The organism is Streptomyces phaeoluteigriseus, assembly GCF_001896135.2.
Taxonomy (GTDB): domain Bacteria; phylum Actinomycetota; class Actinomycetes; order Streptomycetales; family Streptomycetaceae; genus Streptomyces; species Streptomyces phaeoluteigriseus.
In genome coordinates, this window is sequence record NZ_MPOH02000018.1 from 63,184 (window position 1) to 87,193 (window position 24,010).

Below are 24,010 nucleotides of genomic sequence, written 5' to 3' on the forward strand. Positions count from 1 at the left end.
ACGTCAGGCGCCCGTCACGCCCGCCGGCACCCGGCCCTCCCTCGTCCAGGCCAGCAGATCCTCCAGCGGCCAGGTGGTCACCACCCGCTCCGGCGGCACCCCGCACTCCTCGGCCCGCTCGCAGCCGAGGACCTGCCAGTCCAGTTGCCCCGGCGCGTGCGCGTCGGTGTCGACCGAGAACAGCACGCCGGCCTCGACGGCCCGGCGCAGCAGCCGCCGGGGCGGGTCGAGCCGCTCGGGGCGGCTGTTGATCTCCACGGCCGTGCCCGACTCGGCGCAGGCGGCGAACACCTCGTCCGCGTCGAACTGCGACTCCGGCCGCCCCCGCCCGGTCACCAGCCGCCCGGTGCAGTGACCGAGGACGTCCGCGTGCGGATCGCGTACGGCGTTCACCATGCGGCGGGTCATCGCCCGGGCGTCCATGCGCAGCTTGGAGTGGACGGACACCACGACCACGTCGAGCCGCTCCAGCAGTTCGGGCTCCTGGTCGAGCGAGCCGTCGTCGAGGATGTCGCACTCGATGCCGGTCAGCAGCCGGAACGGTGCCCAGGTCGCGTTCAGCTCCGCCACCACGTCCAGCTGCCGGCGCAGCCGTTCCGGGGACAGCCCGCGGGCCACCGTCAGGCGCGGCGAGTGGTCGGTCAGCGCCGCCCACTCGTGTCCGAGCGAGGCCGCCGCCAGGCCCATCTCCTCGATGGGGCTGCCACCGTCCGACCAGTCGGAGTGCAGATGGCAGTCCCCGCGCAGCAGCGCCCGCAGCCGCGCGCCGCCGCCCGTCAGCGGCTTGCCGACCTCCTCCTCCAGCTTCTCCAGATAGGCGGGGACCCCGCCGGCGAGCGCCTCGCGCACCACCTGCGCGGTCTTGGGACCGACCCCCTTGAGGGACTCCAGCGTCCCCGCGTCCGCCCGCTCCCGGATCTGCCCGGCGGGCAGCCGCCCCAGCACCCGGGCCGCGGTACGGAAGGCACGCACCCGGTAGGTCGGCGCCAGGGACCGCTCCAGCAGGAACGCGATCCGGTCCAGGGCCTCGACAGGATCCATCGCCACCTCCTGGCTCCAGCGTTCCCCACCCGCGCCGGGCCCGCACGACGGGGGCGCCGGTTTGTCCGGTACCCACCCGGGTACTGCGACGTCCCGACAACCCACCGTTCCCGAGGAGGCCGCCGATGTCCGCCCCGACCGCCCCCCATCCCGAGGTGGCCCTCGTCACCGGAGCCGACTCGGGCATCGGCCGCGCCACCGCCGTACGCCTCGCCGCGGCGGGGATGGACATCGGGATCACCTGGCACAGCGACCGCGAGGGGGCCGAGGAGACGGCCGAGGAGGTCCGCTCGCACGGCAGGCGGGCCGCCGTCGCCCAGCTCGACCTGACCCGGCTGCCCGGCGCCGCCGACACCGTCGACGAGCTGTGCGACCGGCTCGGCCGCGTCGACGTCCTCGTCAACAACGCCGGTACGGGCACCATGACGCCCTTCCTCGACCTGGAACCGGACGAGGTGCGACGGGTCCTGGACGTCGACCTGGTCGGCCCCCTGCTGTGCGGGCAGAAGGCGGCCCGGCACATGATCCGGCAGGGCGACGGCGGCCGGATCGTCAACGTCACCTCCGTCCACGAGCACCAGCCACGCGTCGGCGCCGCCCCGTACTGCGCGGCCAAGGGCGGCCTGGGCCTGCTCACCCAGGTCATGGCCCTCGAACTCGCCGAGTACGGCATCACCGTCAACGCCGTCGCGCCCGGCGAGATCGCCACCCCCATGACGGGGCAGGAGGACACCGACCCGCACACGCAGAGGCGCCCCGGTGTCCCGCTGGGCCGCCCCGGTGACGCCCGCGAGGTCGCCGCCGTCATCGCCTTCCTCGCCGGGCCGGACGCCGGTTACGTCACCGGCGCCTCCTGGAGCGTGGACGGAGGCATGCTCCGGATGGGCCCGCAGGCCGGATCGCATCTCGGCAGCGACGACTGGCGCAGGCCCTGACCGGCGCGTCGTAAGACTCCGTACCGGCTCCTGCGACGGGCCCGGCCTCACCCGGCCGCGCCATGGCCGGGGCTTCCACTGACGCGACCAGGACGGCCGGCCCGCCACCCCCGCCGCCCGGCGTCGGCAGGCCGCCCGCGCGGTGCGGGAGGTCAGCCGGTACCTCGGCAACACGCCCGCCGTGTGCCGGGCCTCCTGCATCGACCCGCGCGTCTTCGAGCTGTACGACCAGGGCCGTACGGTCGCGCCCGCGCTCACCCGGCTGGGCGAGCACGGGGCGTTCGGGCGGCCGGCCGCACAGGGTGCCGTCGAGGCGGCCGTGCCGGACCTGCTCAGCTGCGGGAAAAAACGAGCCGACGGCGGAATCGGGTGATTCCTACCCGTCGGTTGCGAATTACGCTCTATGACATGACCGAAATCGCGAGCCCCCACATCTCCCGACCGCGGATCACGGTGCTCGGGGTGCAGCCGGGCGAGTCCCCGTTCCGCATCGTGCAAATCGACGGAGAGGTGGTCGGTGAGGCCAGGGCCGTCACCGACGTCCTCGAGACAGCCGCCGCGTTCGGCATCACCGTCCACGACCTCGACGACCCGGACGTGGTGCGTTGGGTGGGCGGCGACCGCTACACCTGGAGCCCCCGGCACCGCTAAGCGCCCGCCGCCCGCGTCGTCACACCCGGCGCTCCCGCGCGTGCACGGCACGGCCCAGCCGCCGGCCCACCAGCAGGTAACCGATGAGCGCACCCGTCGTGTTGAGGATGACGTCGTCGACGTCGAAGGCGCGCCCGGTGACCAGCGCGCCCTGGGCGAACTCCACCAGCAGCATCACGGTCGCGGTCAGCAGCAGGACCCGCAGCAGTCCGCGCGCCCGGGGCGCGAGGACCGGTACCAGCACGCCGAACGGCACACCGAGCAGCAGGTTCCCGCCGATCTGCTTCACCGCGTCCCGCAGTTCCGGCTGGTCCAGATACGCCCGCAGCGACCGGCCGGGCCGCAGGTTGGAGTGCACCAGCGACTCGGACGCGGGGGACGGCTCCAGGGTGAGCCGGGCCAGCACGACGGCGAACGCCACCATGAACGCGAAGGCGAACAGCATCGCCAGCAGCCGCAGGGGGAGTGGCAGCGGCCGACGCCCGTCCCGTTGGGCGCCGCCGGACTTCTCCCGCTTGCCGGACCTCGCCCACCTGCTTCTCCTGGCGGGTTCGGGCTTCGCGGGCGGTTCGGGTTCGGCGGTGCGCGGACGAAACGCGGTACGCACACGCAGCGCGGCGGCACGCGGACGTAGGGCTGCACGGTTCATGCGGTGGTCCTCCGGTCTTCAACGTCCCTGCGTGGTATGGCGGTTACCCCCGAACAACGGGAGGATGCGACGGCCGGACCCCGGTGCCTCGCACCTCCGCGGTGTCCGTTCGCGCGCTGGGGGCGCCCGCTCCGGGGCTGTCCGCCGCCTGGGAGCGGGTGCCACCGCCGGGCCGCCTCCAGTCTCGCCGGGCGGACCCGGGAGCGTGAGACGGGGACGCCCGGTCACGTGAGGCGCACGGCCGGTGGCGCAGGGCCGGTGTCGCAGGTCAGGCGCCGTAGGTCACGCGCACCTCCTGGAAGCCGAGGGAGCGCAGCAGGCCCTGGAGCATGCCGGTGGTGTTGGTCTCGGCGCGCCTGATCAGCTCGCTGTCCTTCGCCGCGTCGCCGATGTGCCGGGCCGCGAGCTTCTGCACGGCCTGCTCACCGTTGGGGTTGTCGGAGAAGAGGTCGCCGAGCCGGTCCAGGAGACCGCGCTGTTTGGAGACGGCGTAGGAGCGGTCGGGGTCGAGGGCCGGTGTGCCGAGTTCGGCGTGGGGCAGCCGGAGGGTGGCCGACGTGCGGTCGGCGTCGACCGTCACGTCCTTGTCGTCGACCTGCCCGAGGTCGACGTAGGCGTCCACGGTGCCCGCCCCGACGTACAGGGTGCGGGTGCCGCGGAGCGCGTCGGGGAGGTACTTGGCGTCCTTCTCCAGGTCGACGACGACCTGGAAGTTGCCGGAGGCGGCCTCGTAGCGGCTCATGTCCTGGATGGACTCGAGCAGCGCGGGACCCGAACGGTCGTGGGTCTCGGTGCCGAAGAAGTCGCGCAGTCCCGGCAGCAGGCTGAGCCGCACCCCGGCGAACATCACGACGAGCACGACCACGACGGCGGTGAGCACCTTGGCCCAGCCGGGCATGCGCCTGGGGAGGCGCTTGAGGGAAGTCGTCATGTCGGCGGTCCTCCTTCCTGCACCCCTCTTGCCCGCCAAACGCCATGACAGGCACGCCCGTTGAGGACCTGTGCTGGCGGCTTTCCGGCCGGGGCGGGGCGCCGGCGGGTCCGGACGGCGCACGGGTGAGGGTGACGGGGCCGGTGAGATCGGCCAGCATGGGAGATCCCGCCGGACCAGGGTCATCCGAGGAGCCCTCAGTGCGAGACATCTCCGTGTTCAGCGGCAGTGCCCATCCCGACCTGGCCGCCGAGGTCTGCGCCCACCTCGGCGTGCCCCTCAGCCCGTCCCGGCTCAGCAGGTTCGCCAACGACTGTCTGGAGGTCCAGCTCCAGGCGAACTGCCGGGAGCGCGATGTCTTCCTCGTGCAGCCCCTGGTCCGGCCGGTACAGGAACACCTCGTGGAGCTGCTGCTGATGTGCGACGCGGCCCGCGGGGCGTCCGCGGGCCGGATCACCGTGGTCATGCCGCACTACTCCTACGCCCGCTCCGACAAGAAGGACGAGCCCCGCATCTCCCTGGGCGGACGGCTGGTCGCCGACCTGATGGCGGCGGCCGGGGTGCACCGGGTCCTCACCATGACCCTGCACTCGCCGCAGGTGCACGGCTTCTTCTCGGTCCCCGTGGACCACCTGCACGCCCGCCGGGAACTCGCCGCCCACTTCCGCCGCTACGACCTCACCCGGACGACCGTCGTCTCACCGGACCTCGGCAACGCCAAGGAGGCCGCCGCGTTCGCCCGGATGCTCGGCGCGCAGGTGGCGGCCGGCGCCAAGCAGCGCTATCCCGACGACCGGGTCAGCATCAACACGGTGATCGGCGAGGTCACGGGACGGGATGTGATCGTGCTGGACGACGAGATCGCCAAGGGCAGCACCGTCCTCGAGCTCCTGGCCCGGCTCCGGGCGCTGGATCCGCGGTCGATCCGGGTGGCCTGCACGCACGGACTCTTCGCGGGCGGCGCCCTCAAGCGGCTGAGCGAGCAGCCGGACGTGCTGGAGATCGTGTGCACCAACACCGTGCCCGTCGCGGCCGAGGAGCACGCCGACAAACTGCGCGTGCTGTCCATCGCCCCGGCCCTCGCCGAGGCCGTACGGCGGATTCACAACGGTGAGTCGGTCAGCGCGCTGTTCGACGCCGACCGGGCCTGACGGTTCCCCGGCACGGCCATGCGGGATACAGGCCGTACGGTCACGCGGGTCGTGCGGGTCGTGCGGGCCGTGCGGGTCGGACAGGTCACGCGGGTCATAACGAGCCGGACGTGGCCCCGGGGCGGGACAGGGCTGCGTCCAGGCTGGGCGCGGGCGGCAGCAGCCGGGACAGGCCGGTGGCCCGCAGGACGCGCAGGGTCAGCGCGTGGGCGCAGACGAGGCGCAGGTCGCCGCCGCGGTCGAGGACCCGGCCGCGGGCGCGGTAGAGCAGGCGCAGGCCCGAGCAGTCGAAGAACTCGATCTCGCTCAGGTCGAGCACCACGCGCGGGGCGGGACCGGCCGTGGCGCGGTCCAGGTGCGAGCCGATCTCCGTCGCGGCAACGATGTCGATCTCGCCGCGGAACTCCAGCACCGTGTATCCCCGGTCCTCGCGGACGCGCAGATGCGGGGTGTCCGCGGCGGGTTCCTGCTGCACGACGACATCGCCTCCCACACAGCTCCACCGGTCGGGAGCCTCCAACGGCGGGGGCGCGCGCGGCAGTTCCCCACCCCAGCAAGTTACCCCCGATGGAGTGAATTCCAGCATGTTCGATTGACATATGTCTTCGAAATGAGGGCGTGTCTCGACCCAGTTTTTTCGTGTCGTGAACGAAGTGGTGAAGAGCGCCCTGCGGCGGGGGCGCGCACGCCTAGGAAAGAGCCTGCCACGCCTTGGACAGCGCCAGCCGGAACTGCTCGGCCTGGCGGTCGGTGAGGTCGCGCACCATCCGCTCCTCCAGCTCCCGCACCGGCCCGGCGTGCCGGGCGAGCACCTCCCGCCCCTCGTCGGTGAGCAGGATCAGCAGCTCGCGCCGGTTGCGGGGATTGCGTTCGCGCCGGATCAGCCCCCGGCTCTCCAGGGAGCGCACCACGTCGGCGATGGACTGGGCGGTGACGAAGGAGTCCCTGGCCAGCTGCGCGGCCGACAGTCCGTCGTGCCGCTCCAGCACGGTGAGCGCCGTGTACTGGAGCGCCGTGATCCCGGACGGCCTGACCAGCTCGTCCAGGTGGGAGCGCACGACCAGCTCCACCTGCTTCACCATGTAGAGCAGGGACGGGGGTGCCTTGGCTGTGTGAGTGCCGACCATGAGACCGGAGCCTAGAGCATTGACAGGAAACCTGTCTGTAATGAGACTGCGGACCAACAGGAATCCTGTTTGTTGAAAACTTGGCGACGATGCTGAGGAGTGGCGATGACCACCTTCGAGACCGACCCGACCGGCCCCGGCCGACTCTTCGTCGGGGGACAGTGGCGCGAGGCCGCCGACGGAGCGCGCACCGAGGTGGTCGACCCCTCCCGGGGCACGGTCCTGACCACCGTCGCCGCGGCCGGCGCCGCCGACGTGGACGCGGCCGTGCGGGCCGCCCGGGATGCCTTCGACACCGGACCGTGGTCCGGGCTCAGCGGCCGGGAGCGGGGTCGCGTCCTGCACCGCGTGGCCGAGCTGATCCGCGAGGAGGCCGACGAGATCGCCCGCCTGGAGAGCCTCGACGTCGGCAAGCCGATCACCCTGGCGCACGCCGTGGACGTCACCAACGCGGCGAACGACTACGAGTACTACGCCGCCCTGGCCCACACCCTGGACGGTGCCACCCGCGACACCCCGCTCAACGCCCTCGCCTACACCCAGCGCGGCCCGCTCGGCGTGGTCGCGGCGATCACCCCGTTCAACTTCCCGCTGATCCTGGCCGGCTCGAAGATCGCCCCGGCGCTGGCGGCCGGCAACACGGTCGTCCACAAGCCCGCCGACGAGACCCCGCTCAGCGCCCTCCACATGGCCGGACTGTTCCAGCGGGCGGGCGTCCCCGACGGCGTCGTCAACGTGGTCACCGGCACCGGCCCGGTGGCCGGCGAGGCACTGCTGCGCCACCCCGGCGTCGACAAGATCGCCTTCACCGGCTCCACGGCGGTCGGCCGGCACGCCGCGAGCGTCGCCGGCGAGACCCTCAAGCCGGTCACCATGGAACTGGGCGGCAACGCGGCGCACCTCGTCTTCGAGGACGCCGACCTGGAGAAGGCCGTCGGCGCGGTCATCAAGGCGTTCGTCTTCAACACCGGCCAGTTCTGCATGGGAGGCCCGCGCCTGCTCGTGGCCCGCCCGGTCCACGCCACCCTGCTCAAGATCCTCGCCGAGGCCGTCCCCGGTGTCCCGGTCGGCGACCCGAGGCTGCCGGAGACCGTCGTCGGCCCGATGGCGGGGGAGCGGCACCTGCGCAAGGTCGAGGAGTACGTCGCCCTCGCCCGCCAGGAGGGCGGCCGGATCGTCTGCGGCGGCGAGCGTCTCGACCTCGACGGCGGCTACTACTACCGGCCCACCGTGATCGCCGACCTCGCCAACGACTCCCGCGTGGTCCAGGAGGAGGTGTTCGGCCCGGTCCTCACCGTCCAGCCCTTCGACAGCGAGGACGAGGCGGTCGCCCTCGCCAACTCCACGCCGTACGGCCTGGCCGCGGGCGTGCAGACCGCAAGCCTGGCCCGCGCCCACCGGGTCGCCGACCGGCTCCAGGCCGGGATCGTCTGGGTCAACGACTGGGCGATGCTCGACCCCGCCGTCCCCTTCGGAGGCGTCAAGGAGTCCGGCTTCGGGCGCGAGTACGGGCCCGAGGCGCTCGCCTCCTACACCAAGGTCAAGTCCGTCGTCGTCTCGCTCGACTGAGCGCCGTACCACAAGGAGTTCGCCGCATGTCCCTCATCACGCGCGCGGCCGTCGTCGAGTCCGGCGGAGCCCCCTTCACCCTGTCCGAGGTCGTCCTGGACGACCCCGCCCCGCACGAGGCCCTCGTCCGGCTGGTGGCGGCCGGGCTGTGTCACACCGATCTGAGCGTGGCGAGCGGCGGGCTGCCCTTCCCGCTGCCCGGCGTCCTCGGCCACGAGGGCGCGGGAGTCGTCGAGGCGGTGGGGTCGGCCGTCACCGGCGTCGCCCCCGGCGACCACGTCGTGCTCTCCTTCACCTCCTGCGGCGGATGCCGCGAATGCCGCGGCGGCCACCCCGCCTACTGCGCGGCCTGGCTGCCGCTGAACCTCCTCGGCGGTCGCCGAGCCGACGGCACCGCCACCGTCAGCCGGGACGGAGTGGCGCTCGGCGGCCACTTCTTCGGCCAGTCCTCCTTCGCCGAACGGGCGTTGGTGGACGAGCCCAGCCTCGTCAGGGTCGATCCCGAGGTGCCGCTCACCTCGATCGCCCCGCTGGGCTGCGGAGTGCAGACCGGCGTCGGTGCCGTGTGGAACGTGCTGAAGCCGGTGGCCGGCGGCACGGTCGTCGTCCTCGGCGCCGGAGCCGTCGGGCTGTCCGCGGTGATGGCGGCCGCCCTCAGCCCGGCGACGACCGTCGTCGCCGTCGACAGGGTCGCCGCACGGCTCGACCTGGCCGGGGAACTGGGGGCCACCCACACCGTGGACGCGAGTGAGGCCGACCTCGGCGCCGCCGTCGCGGAGATCACCGGCGGGCGGGGCGCCGACGGCATCGTGGAGACCACGGGCAGCGTCGCCGTGCTCCGTCGCGGCGTCGACTCGCTCGCCGCCCGCGGCACCCTGGTCGTCGTGGGCGCCCCGCCCTTCGGCACCGAAGTCGCCCTGGACGTCAACGGTCTGCTGAGCGGCAAGCGGGTCGTCGGCCTCACCCTCGGCGACAGCGAGACCCAGACCTTCATCCCGGCCCTGGTCCGGCTGGTGAAGGAGGGGCGGCTCCCGCTGCACCGCCTGGTCGCCACCTATCCCTTCGAGGACATCGACCGGGCGGTGCGGGACATGACCGAGGGCCGGACCATCAAACCGGTTCTCACCTTCGCGGGCTGACGGATCGTCAGTCGACCGTCAGGACCAGCTTCCCGGTGGTCCGGCCGGTGTCGCCGAGCCGGTGCGCCTCGGCGGCATCGGCCAGCGGGAACGTCCCGGCGATCGTGGCGCGCAGGCTGCCCGCCTCGACCAGCTCGGCGATCCGGCGCATCCCGGCCCGGTCGGCGTCCACCAGCATGCGCACCGCGCGCACGCCCAGCGCCTCGGCCTCGTCGAAGAACTTCCGGGAACCCACCGGCAGGATCGACACCACCACGCCGCCCGGGCGCAGCACCCGCAGCGAACCCGTCGAGGTGCTGCCGCCGATGGTGTCCAGCACCACGTCGACGTCCTTGACGGCCTCCGTGAAGTCCGTCTCCCGGTAGTCGATCACCTCGTCGGCGCCCAGTGCCCGCAGGAAGTCGTGCTTGGCCGCGCTCGCCGTGCCGATCACCTGCGCGCCGCGCTCCTTGGCGATCTGCACGGCCACGTGCCCCACGCCGCCGGCCGCCGCGTGGACCAGCACCCGCTGACCCGGCTGGAGACCGGCGACCTCGTCGAGCGCCTGGAGGGCGGTCAGCGACACCAGCGGCAGTGCGGCCGCCTGCACATGGTCGATCGAGGCCGGCTTGTGCCAGAGGGCGCGGACCGGGGCGACGACGTACTCGGCGTGCGAGCCGTGGCCGTGCGGATAGGGCAGCATGCCGAAGACGTCGTCACCGGGGGCGAAGGCGGCGACGCCGATGCCCACCTTCTCGACCGTGCCGGAGACGTCCCAGCCCAGGGTGAACGGCGGCTTTCCGAGGAAGCCGCCCGAGGCGCGGTGCTTCCAGTCCGTGGGGTTCACGCCGGCGGCGCGCACCCGCACCAGTACCTCGTTGGGGCGCGGTTCGGGCCGCTCCACCGTCTCCACCTTCAGCACCTCGGGTCCCCCGAGGGCATCCTGTCCGATGACGCGCATCGTGCGCTCAGTACTCATGAGGCCACAGCCTGCCAGGAACCACGCACCCGGCCAATGGCAAGATTGCCACTCTTCGCTAGGATCGTGCCATGCGTGGCAAGCAGCGGCATCCCGAACGCGTGGTCGTCCTCGCCCTCGACGGCGTCTACCCCTTCGAACTCGGCATGCCGAGCCGCATCCTCGGCGCGGCGGACGGCCGTTACGAAGTGCTGACCTGCACGGTCGACGGACTTCCGGTGCGCACCGACGCGGACTTCACGATCGGCGTCGAGCACGGCCCCGAGGTGCTCGAGACCGCCGGCACCGTGGTCATCGCCCCCGTGTCGGCCGCGCGCGTCACCGCCGACCTCCCCGCCGAGGTCGCCGCCGCCCTCGCCCGCATCCGCCCCGGCACCCGCATCGTGTCCATCTGCACCGGTGCCTTCGTGCTCGCCGCCGCCGGTCTGCTCGACGGCCGCCGGGCGACCACCCACTGGCAGCTCGCCGACGAGTTCCGCCGGCTGTTCCCGCACGTCGACCTCGACCCGGACGTCCTGTTCGTCGACGACGACCCGGTGCTGACCTCCGCGGGCGCGCCTCCGGCGTCGACATCTGCCTCCATCTCATCCGCAAGGACCACGGCAGCGGCCTCGCCAACACGGTGGCCCGCCGCTGTGTCGTCCCGCCGTTCCGGGACGGCGGCCAGGCCCAGTACATCGAGCGTCCGGTGCCCGAGGCGGGCGCCACCAGCACGGCGGCCACCCGCGCCTGGGCCCTGGGGCGCCTCGGCGAACCCCTCACCCTCGCCGACCTCGCGGCGCACGCCCGGATGAGCCTGCGCACCTTCGCCCGCCGCTTCCACGACGAGGTGGGACTCAGCCCCGGTCGCTGGCTGATCCAGCAGCGCGTGGCACACGCCCGGCACCTGCTGGAGTCCAGCGACCTCACCGTGGACCAGGTCGCCGGCCGGGTCGGCTTCGCCACCGGCGCCTCACTGCGTCAGCACCTGCACGCGGCGATCGGCGTCTCGCCCCAGGCGTACCGCAGGACGTTCCAGGCGGTTCGCTGAACGTTCTCGGCCCCCGCCGCGTCACAGAAGCACAGGGGCGGCCGGTGGAACAGGGGCGGAAGAATGCGCAGAGGGTTCGTGGCGGTGACCGTGCTGACGGCGGTGGTGGCCGGGGGATGCGGCGCCGAGGGCAGGGACGTGGTGGTCGAGGGGACTCCGCCCGCCACCCCGTACAGCGGCCCGCTCGACATCCCGGTCGAGGACGTGGACGAGAGCACCCGAGGGGCGCTGCTCGCCACGACCGGTGCCGCGGGCCGGGCCCTGGAGTGCGACGGGGAGATCTTCGGGGGCAACGGACCCGACGGCTGGGGGAGCGGCGACGGGGGTGACACCCCGGAGGACGGGCTGCGGCTCTACTTCGACCTCTTCACACCCGAAGTGCCCCGCTCCGGCTACCGCGTGGAACGCCGTGGGACGGACCGGGTCCTGTACTCCTTCGACGTCGGCGGCCGGACCAAGGTGGCCGTCGTGGTCGCCCACGACCAGCAGGACCGGCCCGGCTGGGGCCCGGAGACCGACGCCTCCTGCGACCCGGCCGAACTCCCGGCGGAGTTCACCGGCTCGGGGCGGTACGAGTTCTGGACGGACGCGCAGGGCGAGCGGCAGCCGGTCGCGCGGATCCACAGCTCCGTGGGCCCCGAGCACTGCGACTGGCAGACCGTCCGCTTCCTGACACTGGGCCGGGGCGAACGGGCCACGACCTACGTCCGTGACCCCGACGGCGCCCTCGGAACCGCTGTGCAGACCGCCCCGTACGACCCCGACGTCCCGCTGCCCGCCGACGCGCGCGACACGGGATACCGCCACGGGGAGTGGCGGTTGTGGCTGACGGACGACCGCCGGACGGCGTACGTCCGCACCCCCGACGGCGTCGAGGCCTGGCCCTCGGTGACGGACGGGGTGGCCTGCATGTGAGGGCTCAGCGGCTCGCGTGCAGGGCGATCAGCAACTGCCACACCTGGTCGGCGATCTCGGCCGGACCGGCGTCCAGGAGGCCGTGCAGCCAGTCCGCGAGCACCCCGGCGAACGTGGCGGCGACGGCCGAGGCGACCAACGGCGCGTCCGCCGCGCCCGCCCGCTCACGCTCCCGCAGGCTGTACGCCCGCAGATCCCGGTGCAGCACCAGGCCCAGCGGCCCGCCGCCGCCCGGCGTCAACAGGGCCCGGTAGAGGGCCGCGTGCGGGGTCAGCGACGCGAAGAACTCCCCCAGCGCCGCCGGGGCGCGCACCGGATCGGGCCGCCCCCGCCAGGAGTGCAGCGCCTCCACCGCCTCGCGTACGACGTCCGCGCAGGCGTCGACCGCGAGGGCCTCCAGGTCGTCGTAGTGGACGTAGAAGGTGGCCCGGCCGACGCCGGCCCGGCGGACCAGCGCGGCGACGCCGACCTCCGCCAGCGGCCGTTCGGCGCACTCGGCGAGGAGCGCGGTGCGCAGCCTTCCCCGGGTCCGGGCCGCCCGCGGGTCCTCGGGCTCGTCGCGGGTCACCGCGCGATCAGGACGGCGGCCAGGGCGAGGGCGCCGGGCAGCGCCTGCGCGACCAGGATCCGGCGGTTCGCCGTGGCCGCGCCGTAGACGCCCGCGACGATCACGCAGGACAGGAAGAACACCTGCGCCCGGAAGCCGGTCGGGTCACCGGCGATCAGCCCCCAGACCAGGCCCGCGGCGAGAAAACCGTTGTAGAGCCCCTGGTTGGCGGCCAGCGGGGCGGTCGCCCGTGCCAGCTCCGCGTCGAACCCGTGGAGCGAGCGCCCCTGTTTCCTCTGCCACAGGAACATCTCCAGCACCAGGATGTAGAGATGAAGTGCGGCGACGAGCCCCACGAGAACACCGGCGACGGCTTCCATCGACTTCCTCATTTCTTGGACAGGTGTCCATGACGGGGGCCCACTATAGCTGGACAGGTGTCCAGGAAGTGCGCGCGGGCCGAGGTGGCCGCGTACATCGACGACACCGGCGCCGTCCGCTTCCCCGAACGGCCACGAACGGCACGGCTTCGGCGCCCACACCCTCGCCCTGCGCCGCTACCTGGGGCCGAGGCGCCGCCACCGGCCCGGCCAGACGCTGCGAGAGCGCCCCCCGGCGCCCACACTGGGATCATGACCTCAGCACCCGGCCGCTCCCCGCAGCAGCGCAAGCGCGACACCCTGCACCGACTGGAACACGACGTCGACGCCTGGGTCGCCACGGCCGCCGAGGACGGCGGAGCGCCCCACCTGATCCCGCTCTCCTACGTCTGGGACGGCGCGACCCTGCTCATCGCCACCCCGGCCGCCAGCCGCACCGCGCGGAACCTGAGTGCCACCCGGGTCGCCCGCCTCGGGATCGGCCCGACCCGTGACGTCGTTCTCGTCGAGGGCTCCGCCCTGGCCGTGGAACCCGCCGACCTGCCGGAGGAGGACGCCGAGATCTTCGAGGCCAAGACCGGCTTCGACCCGCGCGAACTGCACGAGCCCTACCTGTACTTCTACGTCCGGCCGCGCCGCGTCCAGGCCTGGCGCGACACCGACGCACCGCAGGGACGGGAGCTGATGCGGGACGGGGAGTGGCTGGTGGCCGACTGAATCCGGGGTATCCGCAGGATTCGGGGGCGGCACGGGTCCGCCCCGCCACCGACCCTCGCGGAGGAGAGACATGGCACTGGTGAAAGCGGGCATCGTGGTGCTCGACTGCGCCGAGCCCGAGAAGCTCGCCGAGTTCTACAAGGGCCTGCTGGACACCGAGGAGACCGAGGCGAACGCCAACCTCGTGGAGATCACGGGCACCGCCGGTATCCGGCTGGCCTTCCGGCGCGACGTGAACGCGACCCCGCCGAGCTGGCCCCGCCCGGAGAACTCCCTCCAGGCCCACCTCGAGTTCCTGGTGGAGGATCTCGACGAGGCGGAACGCCGGATCGTGGGCCTCGGCGGACGCTCCCTGGAGACCAGGGGTGCCCACGGCCCGCTCGAGGAACGCCAGTACGCGGACCCGGCCGGGCACTCGTTCACCCTGCGCCTTCGGCCGTCCACCGCACCCAAGCAGGACTGAGCGGGGGTGCCGCCCCGCACCGGGGCGGCACGCCCGCGTCCGTCAGTCCCGGCCGCCCTTCTCCTTGGCGGGCCACACACCGGTCGACCTCTCGATGGCCTTCGCGCCGGTACGGTCCGCCGCGCTGCGCACCGCGGCGAAGATCGCCCCCTGGATCGCCGCCGCCAGGATGACCTCACCCCAACCGCGGTCCCGGTCCAGCGCGTCCGGCGCGTTGTCCTCCTTGCGGACAACCTTCCAGACCTTGCGGAAGGCCATCCCCGCCAGCGCGCCACTGGCCCAGCCGAAGACGAATCCGACGGGCTGGTAGACGAGCGGGAGCTTCTGCTTCTTGCCCACAAGTACCTCCTGTGTGTGTAAGGGGAGTGAGTCAGGGCCTGCCGAGAGGCGGGACCTCTTCGTCCGGCCGTACCGGACCGGGCGGCGTCCCGTCGCCGAACGGCCGTCCGCCGAGCCGCTCCCGGTGGTGCGGGCTCAGCCAGCCGGACAGGTCGGGTCCGAGGGGGACGATCCGGGTCGGGTTGATGCCGGTGTGGACCTGGTGGTAGTGGCGCTTGATGTGATCGAAGTCGACGGTGTCACCGAACCCGGGCGTCTGGAAGAGGTCGCGGGCGTACGCCCACAGGACCTCGTTCTCCGCCAGTTTCCACCGGTTGCACTTGAAGTGGCCGTGGTACACGGCGTCGAACCGCACCAGTGTGGTGAACAGCCGGATGTCCGCCTCGGTGATCGTGTCGCCGACGAGATACCGCTGACCGGCCAGCCGGGACGCCAGCGACTCCAGCCGCCGGAAGACCGCCGCGCAGGCCCCCTCGTACTCGTCCTGTTCGGCGGCGAACCCCGCCCGGTACACACCGTTGTTGACGTCCTCGTACACCTCGGCCATGACCGCGTCGATCTCGTCGCGCAGCGGCTCCGGATAGAGGTCGGGCGCCCCGTCCCGGTGCAGGGCCCTCCACTCGGTGGCGAGATCGAGGGTGATCCTCTGGTAGTCGTTCGTGACCAGTTTCCCGTCGGTGACGTCCACGATCGCCGGCACGCTCACCCCGCCGGGGTGGTCCTTCTCGCGCCGCTCATAGGCCTCGGCGAGGAAGCGGATGCCGAGCACCGGGTCCCGGCCGTCGGGGTCGAGGGTGAACCGCCAGCTGCGGTCGTCCTGGACCGGGTCGGTGATCGCCATCGACAGCGCGTCCTCCAGCCCGAGCAGCCGCCGCGAGATCACCGCCCGGCTCGCCCACGGACAGGCGCGGCTGACGACCAGGCGGTAGCGGCCGCCGCCACGGGCCACCCGTCGCGGCCGTCCGCGGTGATCCGGTCGGCGAAGTGGCTCTTGGACCGCTTGAACGCCTTGTGCCCGTAGGCGCTGTTGCCGTCGTCCCGGCCCGCCATGGTTCCTCCCGGTCGTGGTGTGTACGGGGCTCGCTCACACCGCGTTCCCCGATTTCCGCCGACCGCACGGTATGACTCCGAACGGCTGGGGCAGTCGGCCGAAGTGACTGGGACGACCTCGCAAGGCGCGACGGCGAAAGGCACGACAAGGAAGGACGGGATGTCGCGAGTCCCGCCCTCGGAAAGTCCGCCCTCGGAAGCCTCGACCTCCGAAGCTCCGCCCTCGGAAAGTCCGCCCTCGGCGGGCCCGGCCGCGCGGAGCACCGCCGGGCCGCGAGGACCGCAGGACACGCGTCACCGTGCTGGTGGCCCTCGCGGCCAACCTGGTCATCGCGGTCGCCAAGCTGGTCGGCGGTCTGCTCGCGGGCTCCCCCGCGCTGTTGTCCGAGGCGGCGCACTCCGTCGCCGACAGCCTCAACGAGGTCTTCCTGCTCGCCGCGCTCCGCCGCAGCCGCCGCCCCGCCGACCGCCGGCACCCCTTCGGCTACGGCAAGGAACGCTTCTTCTGGTCGCTCCTCGCGGCCGTGGGCATCTTCGTCATGGGCGGCTGCTTCTCCTTCTTCCAGGGCGTCGAGGCCCTGCGGACCGACGCCGAGGAGAAGTTCGGCGGCTATGTGGCCGGCCTGATCGTGCTCGGTGTGGCCCTTCTCGCGGAGGGTGCCTCACTGTCGCGGGCCCTGCACCAGGCGCGCCGGCAGGGCGACGGCGTCGCGGGCCTGCGCGACCCGGCCCTGCGCACGGTCCTCGCCGAGGACGGCACCGCGGTGCTCGGCGTCACCCTCGCCGCGGCCGGCATGGTCCTGCACATGGTCACCGGCCAGGTGGTGTGGGAGGCGTCCGCCTCGCTGGCGATCGGCGCGCTCCTCGTCTGCGTCGCCTTCGGCCTCGGCCGCGAGGCCCGCGACCAGCTGATCGGCGAGGCCGCCGACCCCGAGACCGCCGACCGGATCCGTGCCCTGCTGGCCGCGCAGCCGGAGATCGACAGCGTGGTGGGGCTGTTCACGATGCGGACGGGTGTGGACTCGGTCCTGGTGGCGGCCCGCGTCGACCTGGTGCCCGGCCTGGACAGCGAGCGCGTCGAGGAGGTCGCGATGCGCATCAAGCGGTCCGTCGCCGGTGTCGTCCCCGAGGCGGACCAGATCTTCCTCGACGTGACCGACCGACCCGCACGGGAGCACGACGAAAGCCCCGCCGCGACGGGGGAACGCGGCGGGGCCTGACATTCGACTGCCCGGCACGGAGACGTCCATGCCTGTCGCGGACAGATTTTTCTACGGGATTTCCGGCGAACGCCGGCCGGGCGGGTCAGTGCGGCTGGTCGACCGGCTCCAGGACGAAGACCGGAATCTCTCGCTCCGTCCTCTTCTGGTAGTCGGCGTACGGCGGGTACGCGGCGACCGCGCGCTCCCACCACCGCGCCTTATCCTCGCCGGTCACCTCACGGGCCCTCATGTCCTGCTTCACCGGCCCGTCCTGGAGTTCCACGCGGGGATCGGCCTTCACGTTGAAGTACCAGACCGGATGCCTGGGTGCCCCGCCCAGCGAGGCGACCGCGGCGTAGCGCCCCTCGTGCTCCACCCGCATCAGGGGTGACTTGCGGATCTTCCCGCTCCTCGCCCCCACCGTCGTCAGGACAATCACGGGCCTCTTGGTGTTCTGGAGCGTGGTCCCCTCGGTGCCCCCGGAGCTCTCGTACAACTCCACCTGCTCACGCACCCACTGGGTCGGACTCGGCTCGTACTCGCCCTCGAGAGGCATGACACCGTTCCCTTCGTCACATCGTCGTCGACCGGCTCTGCCTTCAACACTGGCACCGGCGCGTTTCATCCGCCGCCCGAAGCACTGTCAACCGGCCATGCGCACGGCCAGCACCGTCATCACCCCGCTCGACACGAGCGCCGTCACCAGCCGCCCCCGGTGACCGGTCAGCGCCCGCCCCAGCAGGGCGCCGCCCCCGGCGAGCAGCACCTGCCAGCTCGCGGACGCGGCGAAGGCCGCCAGGACGAACACGCCCTGCTCAAGGGGGCGTACGGCGTCCGCGGTGCCGGTTCCGAGGACGAGCGCCGCGAAGTAGATCACGGTGGTCGGGTTGAGCAGGGTCAGCCCCAGCAGGCTGAGGAAGGCCCGCGCCGGGCTCGGCGGGGGAGGAGCGACCCGGGTGGTGAGCCGGTGGGCGCGGTAGCGGCGAACGGCCGTCGTCGCGCCCCGGACCGCGAGGGCCAGCAGCACCAGGGCCGACGCCCAGCGCAGCGGACCGAGCACGGGGCGCAGCGCGGCGGCCACGGCCGAGCCGCCGACGGTGGCGAGGAGGGCGTAGATCCCGTCGGCGGTGGCCACGCCGAGCGCGGCGCACACGCCGGTGCGCAGGGAGGTCCGGGCGGTGAGGGAGACGAGGTAGGTCCCGACCGCGCCGACGGGTACGGCGATGCCGTATCCGGCGATCAGGCCGGCGACGAGCGCGGCCGTCACGGGCGCGCGGGCTCGGGCCTCCGGGGGACGCCGGGCCGCTGCTGGAGGCGCGCCGCGAGGACGGCGGCGGACAGCGGCGGCAGGTGGGCGATGAGCATGGGCATGGGCAGATCGTGCGTGCGGACGCGGCGTCATGGCAACGGGTTTTTCCGGACCGTGGGGCGGCGGCCGGAGCGCCGCCCGGGTCCTAGCGCATGAGCGCGCAGACGAAGTCCTCCTGGATCGCACGCAGCCGTGCCAACCGGGCGGGAGCCTGGTCCTCGTTGATCTGGGCGGTGACGGTGAACGTCAGCGAGCGGCGGCCGTCCGGGGTCGCGGCGATCAGCTGCGTGTAGCCGGGGAAGTTGCCGGTGTGGCCCAGTACGACACCGCACCGGGTCGCGTAGCGGAAGATCGCCAGCCCCGCCATGTTCCGTCCCGGCCCCGCTGGCTCCGACGCGCCGGCGACCCACCGGCGCTGCTCCCGCACGAGGGCCCGGTCGTACAGCGCCCCGGGCGCGTAGCCCCGGATGAAGCGGGTCATGTCGGCCGGCGTGGAGATGATCCCACCGGACGCCCACACGCCCGAGGCGCTGAGGATCTCGCTGACGTCCTCCGGGGGCGGCGGGGTCACGTCGTACCCGTGCAGATGGGGCTCGGGCATCCGGTGGCCCAGCGGCAGGCTCGTGTCGCGCAGTTCCAGCGGCCGGTACACGAGGTCACGCAACAGTCGCTCGTACGGCGTGCCGGTGGCGGCCTCCGCCATCAGCGCGACGGCGATGTTGTCCGAGTTGGAGTACAGATACCGGCTGCCGGGCCGGAAGAGCAGGGGCTCGTCGGCGACGTGGTCGAGCAGGCGGCGGGGGTCGAAACGATGCCGCGGGTCGGCCGTCAGCACGCGGAGGAACCCGGCGTCCCGCGTGTAGTCGGGCAGGCCGCTGGTGTGGTTCAGCAACTGCCGCAGCGTCACCGCGCCCCAGGCGGCGGGCAGCCGGGGCAGTCGCTCGCGCAGGCGATCGTCCAGATCCAGGGCGCGGCGGTCGACGAGGCTCAGCGCCACCGCGCCGCTGAAGGCCTTCGCCGTGCTCGCGATCCGCATGTGGTCGTCGGGCCGGGGCGGGCGGCCCGTCTCCAGGTCGGCCACGCCCGCCCGCAGGACACGGGTCCCGGAGTCCCGCCGCAGTACGGCGATGACGCCGGGCGGCCCGCCCGGACCACGGACGAAATCCTCGATCCGGCGCTGCAGCGAGCGGTCGGCGTCCGGGCGCCCGGCGACGCCCGCGCCCGGTGCCGGCGGACGCGACGACGGGGGCCAGCGCCCCCAGGCACAGGGCGAGCACGGACACGGCCCGCAGCCGACGGCGGCGGGGTGGTACGCAGGGCAGGGACATCAGGGCTCCCGGAGGCGGCGGACAGTACCGGTGCCCAAGCCTTCCGGCGCCGTCCGGCTCGCGCCCGCCGCGTTGCTGCACCCGGCCCAGCGCACCGGTCCCCGAGGGTCCGCCCGCGCCCCTTCAGTAGGGTGCGGACGTGACCGCACAGGACGAGAACCCGCCCTTCCTCTACGTCGTCGTCTGTGCCGCGGGCATCGCCGCGGACGTCGGCAAGCTGATCACCGCCGCACAGGAGCGCGAGTGGCACGTGGGTGTCATCGCCACGCCCGTCGCGATGAACGGCTTCTTCGACACGGCCGCCGTGGAGGCGCGGACCGGCCGGCCGATCCGCTCGGCCTGGCGGCGGCCCGGCGAACCGCGGCCGTTCCCCGATCCCGACGCGGTCGTCGTCGCCCCGGCCACCTTCAACACGGTCAACAAATGGGCGGCCGGCATCGCCGACACCCTCGCCCTGGCCACCCTGTCCGAGGCGGCCGGCCTCGGCGTTCCCATCGGCGTCCTGCCCTGCGTCTCCGACGCGCTGGCGGGCCACCCCGCCTACCAGGAGAGCCTGATACGGCTGCGCGGGATGGGCGTCCGGTTCGGGCACCCCCACGACGGCGGCGAGGGCGGGGAGTTCGGCTGGGAGCGGGTGCTCGACCTCGTCGAGTGAGCCGGACGGCGACGACCGCGACCGGCCCCCGCCGGTGCGGGGCGGCCGATATTCTGCGCACTCGTCCGTATCCCCACCGACGTCAGGAGCGGCCAGGATGCAGTACGTGAAGCTCGGTTCGACGGGTCTGGACGTGTCGCGGATCTGTCTGGGCTGCATGACCTACGGAGTGCCCGACCGGGGTACGCACGCGTGGACCCTCGACGAGGACGCGTCCCGTCCGCTCATCCGGCAGGCTCTCGAGGCCGGCATCACCTTCTTCGACACCGCCAACGTCTACTCCGACGGCACCAGCGAGGAGATCGTCGGCGCGGCGCTGCGCGACTTCGCCCGCCGGGACGAGATCGTCCTCGCGACGAAGGTGCACGGCCGGATGCGGCAGGGGCCCAACGGCGGCGGCCTCTCCCGCAAGGCGATCCTGACCGAGATCGACCACAGCCTGAGCCGCCTCGGCACCGACCACGTCGACCTCTACCAGATCCACCGATTCGACCCGTACACCCCGGTGGAGGAGACGATGGAGGCCCTGCACGACCTCGTGAAGGCGGGCAAGGTGCGTTATCTCGGGGCGAGTTCGATGTACGCCTGGCAGTTCTCCAAGATGCAGTACACCGCGGAGCGGCACGGCTGGACGAAGTTCGTCTCCATGCAGAACCACTACAACCTGCTCTACCGCGAGGAGGAGCGCGAGATGCTGCCGCTCTGCGCCGACCAGGGCGTCGGCGTGCTGCCGTGGAGTCCGCTGGCCCGCGGCCGGCTCACCCGCGACTGGGGCACCGCCACCGACCGCAGCGCGCGGGACGAGTTCGGCAGCGGCCTCTACCCTGACAGCGACCGGGCCGTCGTGGAGGCCGTCACCCGCGTCGCCGAGGCGCGCGGCGTCCCGCGTGCCCAGGTGGCCCTGTCCTGGCTGCTCCGGCAGGACACGGTGACGGCCCCGATCATCGGCGCCTCGAAGCCACGCCACATCGAGGACGCGGTCGCGGCGGTGGAACTGACCCTCACCGACAAGGAGGCGGAGGAGCTGGGGCAGGCGTACACCCCGCACGCGGTCTCGGGTCACTGACGGCGCGGACGTGGCGCGGACGCGGCGCCGACCGGGGCGGGCGGGGCGGAATGCGCCGCGTAATTACCTCCCGAAAAGGGACACCATTACAGCGACCGCCGCGAATGGCGAACCGTCATTGACGGATTGTCAAAAACACTGCCGCGGTACGCAATGCACGAAACCGCGAGATCCCTTGTTATGCCTGGTCCGCCTGTGCAAAGGTGGGGCCTTGTCGGCGCACGGAGAGTATTTTCCCCGACTGTGCGCGCGAGGCGTCCCCGTCCGTACTCCCCACGTTTCAAAAGAGCCGCACTCTGCGGGCGTCCGGGATGTCGAACATTGTGCGCAAGGATCCCCGTCGTTGCGAGGGCGGGTTCACCCGCCCATTTGGTACAGACTTTATCCCGCATGTCCCCGGAGGAATGCACCCGTGAAAGACGCAGGCCTGTCGAATTCCCCTTCGGCGCGCCGCTTCGAGGTGACGGACGAACAGCTGAGCGCCGAGCTGAAGAACTGGACGGGCACCTCGCCCGCGCTGCACCCCGTCGGTGAACTGCTGGACCGGCACTGGGAGGCGGCCTTCGCCTACGCCCGGCTGTGCTCCGACGGAGAGCGGGCGGCCGGCATGCTCACCACGGCTGCCTTCACCCGGCTGTTCGGCGAGACCCTGCGGCAGAACGGGCCGACCTCCGCCTGGCGGCCCCACCTTCTGCTCACCGTGCGCCGCATAGCCGCGGAGTGGGACTCCGACGCCGTCGGGACCTGCTCCACCCCGACCTGCGAGCCGCCGCGAGCGACGGCGAACGGCCGGCCGCCCGGCTGCTCCCGCCCGTGCACCGCCGCCTGCTGTCCCGGGCGTTCCAGCGGCTGTCACCGTCCGCGCGCTGCCTGCTGTGGCACACCGAGATCGAGGCCGAACCCCTCGCCGTCCCGGCCGGACTGCTCGGTCTGGACGAGGAGGGCGCCCACGTCGAACTGCGCCGGGCCCGCGACCGGCTCCGCGAGGAATGCCTCCAGGTCCACCGCGAACTCGCCGTGGACGAGGACTGCCACCTCTACCACCGGCTCCTCGACGTCACCTGCCGCCGTGGCGGCATCGACGTCGACCCCGACCTGCGCACCCACCTCGGCCACTGCCGGCACTGCGCGCACACCGCCGACCAGCTGAACCAGTTCGGCGCGGGCCTAGGCATCGCCCTCGCCGAGGGCGTCCTCGGCTGGGGTGCCGCCGCCTACCTCCGAGCCAGGACGGAGCCCTCCGCCGACGCGCCCGTCGCGGCACCGCCCGTCCGGCGGCTGGCCTCCGTCGGCGAGGCCTTCACCGACGAGACGGCCGTCGCCCCATCCCTCGGCGCGACCGGAACGGGCGAACCCGCCGCGGTCCCGGCCCCGGGCACAGAACCGCACGACGGCTCCCCTTCCCCAGGCGACTCCGGCCAGGCCCCCCGTCCCGGCACCCGCCGTTCGGCGAACAAGGCGGCCCGCCGTGTCCGCCGCCGCAACCTCGCCGTCGCCGTGCTCACCGTCAGCGGGCTGGTCGTCCTCCCGCTCGTGCTGTGGTCCGCCGTCTCCGGCGGCGACTCCGCCTCCTCGGGCGACGACACCGCGGCCCCGGCCCCGGACAGGGACGCCTCCACCACCGACCCGTCGTGGGTCGGGGCCGGTGAGGAGACCCAGGGCACCCTGCGCGGCCGTCTGCACAACGTGGCCTCCGGGCTGTGCATCGGCGTCGTCGGCACGAAGGCCGTCAAGGACGCCGAGACCGAGCTGGCCGCCTGTTCCTCGGACGCCGGCCAGCAGTGGTCGTACGAGGCCGACGGGCTGCTGCGCAACACCGAGGACCCGGATCTCTGCCTCGACTCCCGCCTCGGCCACTCGATACGTCTGGCCGCCTGCGCGGGCGCCTCGCAGCCCGGCGCCAGGAACGTCCGCTACGACTTCACCCTCCAGGGCACGCTCGTCCCCCGCTCCGACCAGAACCTGGCCCTCGCGCCCGCCGCCACCGACGGCTCGGGAGCCCTCGTCCTGAAGAACCGCACGGACAGCAGCGCCCAGCGCTGGGTGATCGACACCTCCCAGCCCGACCCGCAGATGCAGGTCGTCAACTGGGGCGCCGACAGCAACCTCGCCGAGACCCGGACCTCGACGCCGCCCTCCGCACCCGAGGCGCCGAAGTCCCCGGCCCCCTCGTCGGCCCCGGAGTCGGCCCCGACTCCCACAACGGTCGCCCCGAGCCCCACACCCACCCCCGCACCCACTCCCTGCGGCTACCCGTACGCGTACTCCTGCTCCGGAGGCGACACCCCGGACTACGGGTACGGAAACGGCGGTTATGGCTATGGCTATGGCGGCTATGGCTACGGCGGCCCCGGGCCGGGTGGCCGCCGCTGACGAGTACGGCCCTCCGGGGCGCCTCCGGGGCGGCCCGGACGCGGATCAGGGGCCGGTACCGGGCGCGAGCACGGTGAGACGCACCGAGGACGCGTTGCCCGACACAGGGACCGGTCCGCCGGTCCACGGCACGCGCAGCGGGTCCCGCTCGTCCGGCGGGGTCACCAGCAGCGTCGTAGGCGTGGCCGCCTCGGCGCCGCTGACCTCCGGGTGGGAGAACGTCAGACCGGCCCAGGCGCTGCGGCCCGGCGCGAGCGTCACGGTGACGGGATCGGAGTTCGGTGCACGCCGGGGATCGGGGCCCACCTGCCGGCCGGAGGCGTCCAGGAAGGCGGCGCCCGGAAAGCCGCGCACGGTGCACGTACGGTCGGACGCGTTGGTGAGGACGACCGGGAAGTTCCGCTGCCCGGCGCCCGGGTCGTTGCGCCCGACGGAGGCACGCAGCTCCGAGGTGTGGCAGCGGTCGACGGCGGCGGGCTGGGCGG

The 24,010-nt window shown here is 73.1% G+C and carries 24 protein-coding genes and 4 pseudogenes; 14 read left to right on the plus strand and 14 right to left on the minus strand.

Annotated elements, in window-relative coordinates:
* Positions 1–3: 3 nt before the first annotated feature.
* Entirely contained in the window at positions 4–1,041 is a 1,038-nt protein-coding gene (locus tag BM536_RS29455) for a PHP domain-containing protein (RefSeq protein WP_094103716.1), read from the minus strand.
* Positions 1,042–1,166: 125 nt separating this feature from the next.
* Between BM536_RS29455 and BM536_RS29460 the strand changes: the two genes are divergently transcribed.
* The 3 genes and pseudogenes from BM536_RS29460 to BM536_RS29470 all read left to right on the plus strand — a co-directional run bounded on the left by BM536_RS29460 (position 1,167) and on the right by BM536_RS29470 (position 2,627).
* On the plus strand, positions 1,167–1,976 hold the full coding sequence (locus tag BM536_RS29460; protein ID WP_094103717.1) for an SDR family oxidoreductase: 810 nt from the start codon (positions 1,167–1,169) through the stop codon (positions 1,974–1,976).
* Positions 1,977–2,079: 103 nt separating this feature from the next.
* Positions 2,080–2,349: pseudogene (locus tag BM536_RS29465) on the plus strand (DNA topoisomerase IB); the annotation flags it as partial.
* A gap of 35 nt (positions 2,350–2,384) precedes the next feature.
* Positions 2,385–2,627 (plus strand): hypothetical protein, encoded by a 243-nt coding sequence (locus BM536_RS29470; RefSeq protein WP_073491427.1) that lies wholly within the window; start codon positions 2,385–2,387, stop codon positions 2,625–2,627.
* A gap of 19 nt (positions 2,628–2,646) precedes the next feature.
* Here the strand turns inward: BM536_RS29470 and BM536_RS29475 are convergent, their stop codons facing one another.
* Both BM536_RS29475 and BM536_RS29480 read right to left on the minus strand, forming a co-directional pair.
* On the minus strand, positions 2,647–3,276 hold the full coding sequence (locus BM536_RS29475) for a VanZ family protein (RefSeq protein WP_073491428.1): 630 nt from the start codon (positions 3,274–3,276) through the stop codon (positions 2,647–2,649).
* Between the two features lie 268 nt (positions 3,277–3,544).
* Positions 3,545–4,207, minus strand: a complete 663-nt coding sequence (locus BM536_RS29480) for a DUF4230 domain-containing protein (protein ID WP_073491429.1) — start codon at positions 4,205–4,207, stop codon at positions 3,545–3,547.
* Between the two features lie 200 nt (positions 4,208–4,407).
* Between BM536_RS29480 and BM536_RS29485 the strand changes: the two genes are divergently transcribed.
* Positions 4,408–5,358, plus strand: a complete 951-nt coding sequence (locus BM536_RS29485; protein ID WP_073491430.1) for a ribose-phosphate diphosphokinase — start codon at positions 4,408–4,410, stop codon at positions 5,356–5,358.
* Positions 5,359–5,452: 94 nt separating this feature from the next.
* Here the strand turns inward: BM536_RS29485 and BM536_RS29490 are convergent, their stop codons facing one another.
* Together BM536_RS29490 and BM536_RS29495 are read right to left on the minus strand one after the other, a co-directional pair.
* The gene (locus BM536_RS29490; protein WP_245873866.1) at positions 5,453–5,833 is read right to left on the minus strand and encodes an anti-sigma factor antagonist; all 381 of its coding nucleotides are present in this window, start codon (positions 5,831–5,833) and stop codon (positions 5,453–5,455) included.
* Positions 5,834–6,047: 214 nt separating this feature from the next.
* A complete protein-coding gene (locus BM536_RS29495; protein WP_073491432.1) occupies positions 6,048–6,485 on the minus strand; it encodes a MarR family winged helix-turn-helix transcriptional regulator in 438 nt (145 codons plus the stop codon).
* A 105-nt stretch (positions 6,486–6,590) separates the two neighbouring features.
* On the opposite strand from BM536_RS29495, the gene BM536_RS29500 reads away from it, so the two are divergent.
* Positions 6,591–8,054 (plus strand): aldehyde dehydrogenase family protein, encoded by a 1,464-nt coding sequence (locus BM536_RS29500; RefSeq protein ID WP_073491433.1) that lies wholly within the window; start codon positions 6,591–6,593, stop codon positions 8,052–8,054.
* A 26-nt stretch (positions 8,055–8,080) separates the two neighbouring features.
* On the plus strand, positions 8,081–9,193 hold the full coding sequence (locus BM536_RS29505; protein WP_094103718.1) for an NAD(P)-dependent alcohol dehydrogenase: 1,113 nt from the start codon (positions 8,081–8,083) through the stop codon (positions 9,191–9,193).
* A gap of 7 nt (positions 9,194–9,200) precedes the next feature.
* Here BM536_RS29505 and BM536_RS29510 read toward each other — a convergent pair whose 3' ends face one another.
* Positions 9,201–10,151 (minus strand): NADP-dependent oxidoreductase, encoded by a 951-nt coding sequence (locus tag BM536_RS29510; RefSeq protein WP_073491434.1) that lies wholly within the window; start codon positions 10,149–10,151, stop codon positions 9,201–9,203.
* Positions 10,152–10,222: 71 nt separating this feature from the next.
* Between BM536_RS29510 and BM536_RS29515 the strand changes: the two are divergent.
* Together BM536_RS29515 and BM536_RS29520 are read left to right on the plus strand one after the other, a co-directional pair.
* Positions 10,223–11,181, plus strand: a pseudogene (locus BM536_RS29515) (GlxA family transcriptional regulator).
* Between the two features lie 63 nt (positions 11,182–11,244).
* Positions 11,245–12,096 (plus strand): hypothetical protein, encoded by an 852-nt coding sequence (locus BM536_RS29520; RefSeq protein WP_073491435.1) that lies wholly within the window; start codon positions 11,245–11,247, stop codon positions 12,094–12,096.
* A gap of 4 nt (positions 12,097–12,100) precedes the next feature.
* Here BM536_RS29520 and BM536_RS29525 read toward each other — a convergent pair whose 3' ends face one another.
* Both BM536_RS29525 and BM536_RS29530 read right to left on the minus strand, forming a co-directional pair.
* Positions 12,101–12,664, minus strand: coding sequence for a TetR/AcrR family transcriptional regulator (locus BM536_RS29525; RefSeq protein WP_094103719.1), 564 nt, complete (start codon positions 12,662–12,664; stop codon positions 12,101–12,103).
* Complete coding sequence (locus tag BM536_RS29530) at positions 12,661–13,023, minus strand: DUF1304 domain-containing protein (protein ID WP_094103720.1); 363 nt, start codon at positions 13,021–13,023, stop codon at positions 12,661–12,663. The genes BM536_RS29525 and BM536_RS29530 overlap by 4 nt, the downstream gene beginning before the upstream one ends.
* A 252-nt stretch (positions 13,024–13,275) precedes the next feature.
* On the opposite strand from BM536_RS29530, the gene BM536_RS29535 reads away from it, so the two are divergent.
* On the plus strand, positions 13,276–13,740 hold the full coding sequence (locus BM536_RS29535; protein WP_073491437.1) for a pyridoxamine 5'-phosphate oxidase family protein: 465 nt from the start codon (positions 13,276–13,278) through the stop codon (positions 13,738–13,740).
* Between the two features lie 70 nt (positions 13,741–13,810).
* On the plus strand, positions 13,811–14,203 hold the full coding sequence (locus BM536_RS29540; RefSeq protein WP_073491438.1) for a VOC family protein: 393 nt from the start codon (positions 13,811–13,813) through the stop codon (positions 14,201–14,203).
* Positions 14,204–14,245: 42 nt separating this feature from the next.
* Here the strand turns inward: BM536_RS29540 and BM536_RS29545 are convergent, their stop codons facing one another.
* Together BM536_RS29545 and BM536_RS29550 are read right to left on the minus strand one after the other, a co-directional pair.
* Complete coding sequence (locus tag BM536_RS29545; RefSeq protein WP_073491439.1) at positions 14,246–14,542, minus strand: DUF4235 domain-containing protein; 297 nt, start codon at positions 14,540–14,542, stop codon at positions 14,246–14,248.
* Positions 14,543–14,573: 31 nt separating this feature from the next.
* A pseudogene (locus tag BM536_RS29550) lies at positions 14,574–15,592 on the minus strand (glutathione S-transferase family protein).
* Between the two features lie 299 nt (positions 15,593–15,891).
* Here BM536_RS29550 and BM536_RS29555 point away from each other — a divergent pair.
* Entirely contained in the window at positions 15,892–16,812 is a 921-nt protein-coding gene (locus BM536_RS29555; protein WP_073491441.1) for a cation diffusion facilitator family transporter, read from the plus strand.
* Positions 16,813–16,897: 85 nt separating this feature from the next.
* Here the strand turns inward: BM536_RS29555 and BM536_RS29560 are convergent, their stop codons facing one another.
* The 3 genes from BM536_RS29560 to BM536_RS29570 all read right to left on the minus strand — a co-directional run bounded on the left by BM536_RS29560 (position 16,898) and on the right by BM536_RS29570 (position 19,286).
* Complete coding sequence (locus BM536_RS29560) at positions 16,898–17,350, minus strand: nitroreductase family deazaflavin-dependent oxidoreductase (RefSeq protein ID WP_073491442.1); 453 nt, start codon at positions 17,348–17,350, stop codon at positions 16,898–16,900.
* An 87-nt stretch (positions 17,351–17,437) separates the two neighbouring features.
* On the minus strand, positions 17,438–18,061 hold the full coding sequence (locus tag BM536_RS29565) for a LysE family transporter (protein WP_211362972.1): 624 nt from the start codon (positions 18,059–18,061) through the stop codon (positions 17,438–17,440).
* A gap of 187 nt (positions 18,062–18,248) precedes the next feature.
* Positions 18,249–19,286, minus strand: a complete 1,038-nt coding sequence (locus BM536_RS29570; protein WP_342748847.1) for a serine hydrolase domain-containing protein — start codon at positions 19,284–19,286, stop codon at positions 18,249–18,251.
* A 284-nt stretch (positions 19,287–19,570) separates the two neighbouring features.
* Between BM536_RS29570 and BM536_RS29575 the strand changes: the two genes are divergently transcribed.
* The 3 genes and pseudogenes from BM536_RS29575 to BM536_RS29585 all read left to right on the plus strand — a co-directional run bounded on the left by BM536_RS29575 (position 19,571) and on the right by BM536_RS29585 (position 23,525).
* Positions 19,571–20,086: a flavoprotein gene (locus BM536_RS29575; RefSeq protein ID WP_094103722.1), complete on the plus strand. Its 516-nt coding sequence runs from the start codon at positions 19,571–19,573 to the stop codon at positions 20,084–20,086.
* A gap of 97 nt (positions 20,087–20,183) precedes the next feature.
* Positions 20,184–21,152: an aldo/keto reductase gene (locus tag BM536_RS29580; protein WP_073491444.1), complete on the plus strand. Its 969-nt coding sequence runs from the start codon at positions 20,184–20,186 to the stop codon at positions 21,150–21,152.
* A 412-nt stretch (positions 21,153–21,564) separates the two neighbouring features.
* Positions 21,565–23,525, plus strand: a pseudogene (locus BM536_RS29585) (ricin-type beta-trefoil lectin domain protein).
* A gap of 45 nt (positions 23,526–23,570) precedes the next feature.
* Here BM536_RS29585 and BM536_RS29590 read toward each other — a convergent pair.
* Positions 23,571–24,010, minus strand: a 440-nt coding sequence (locus BM536_RS29590) for a DUF4232 domain-containing protein (protein WP_143650991.1), incomplete at its 5' end; no start/stop codon positions are given.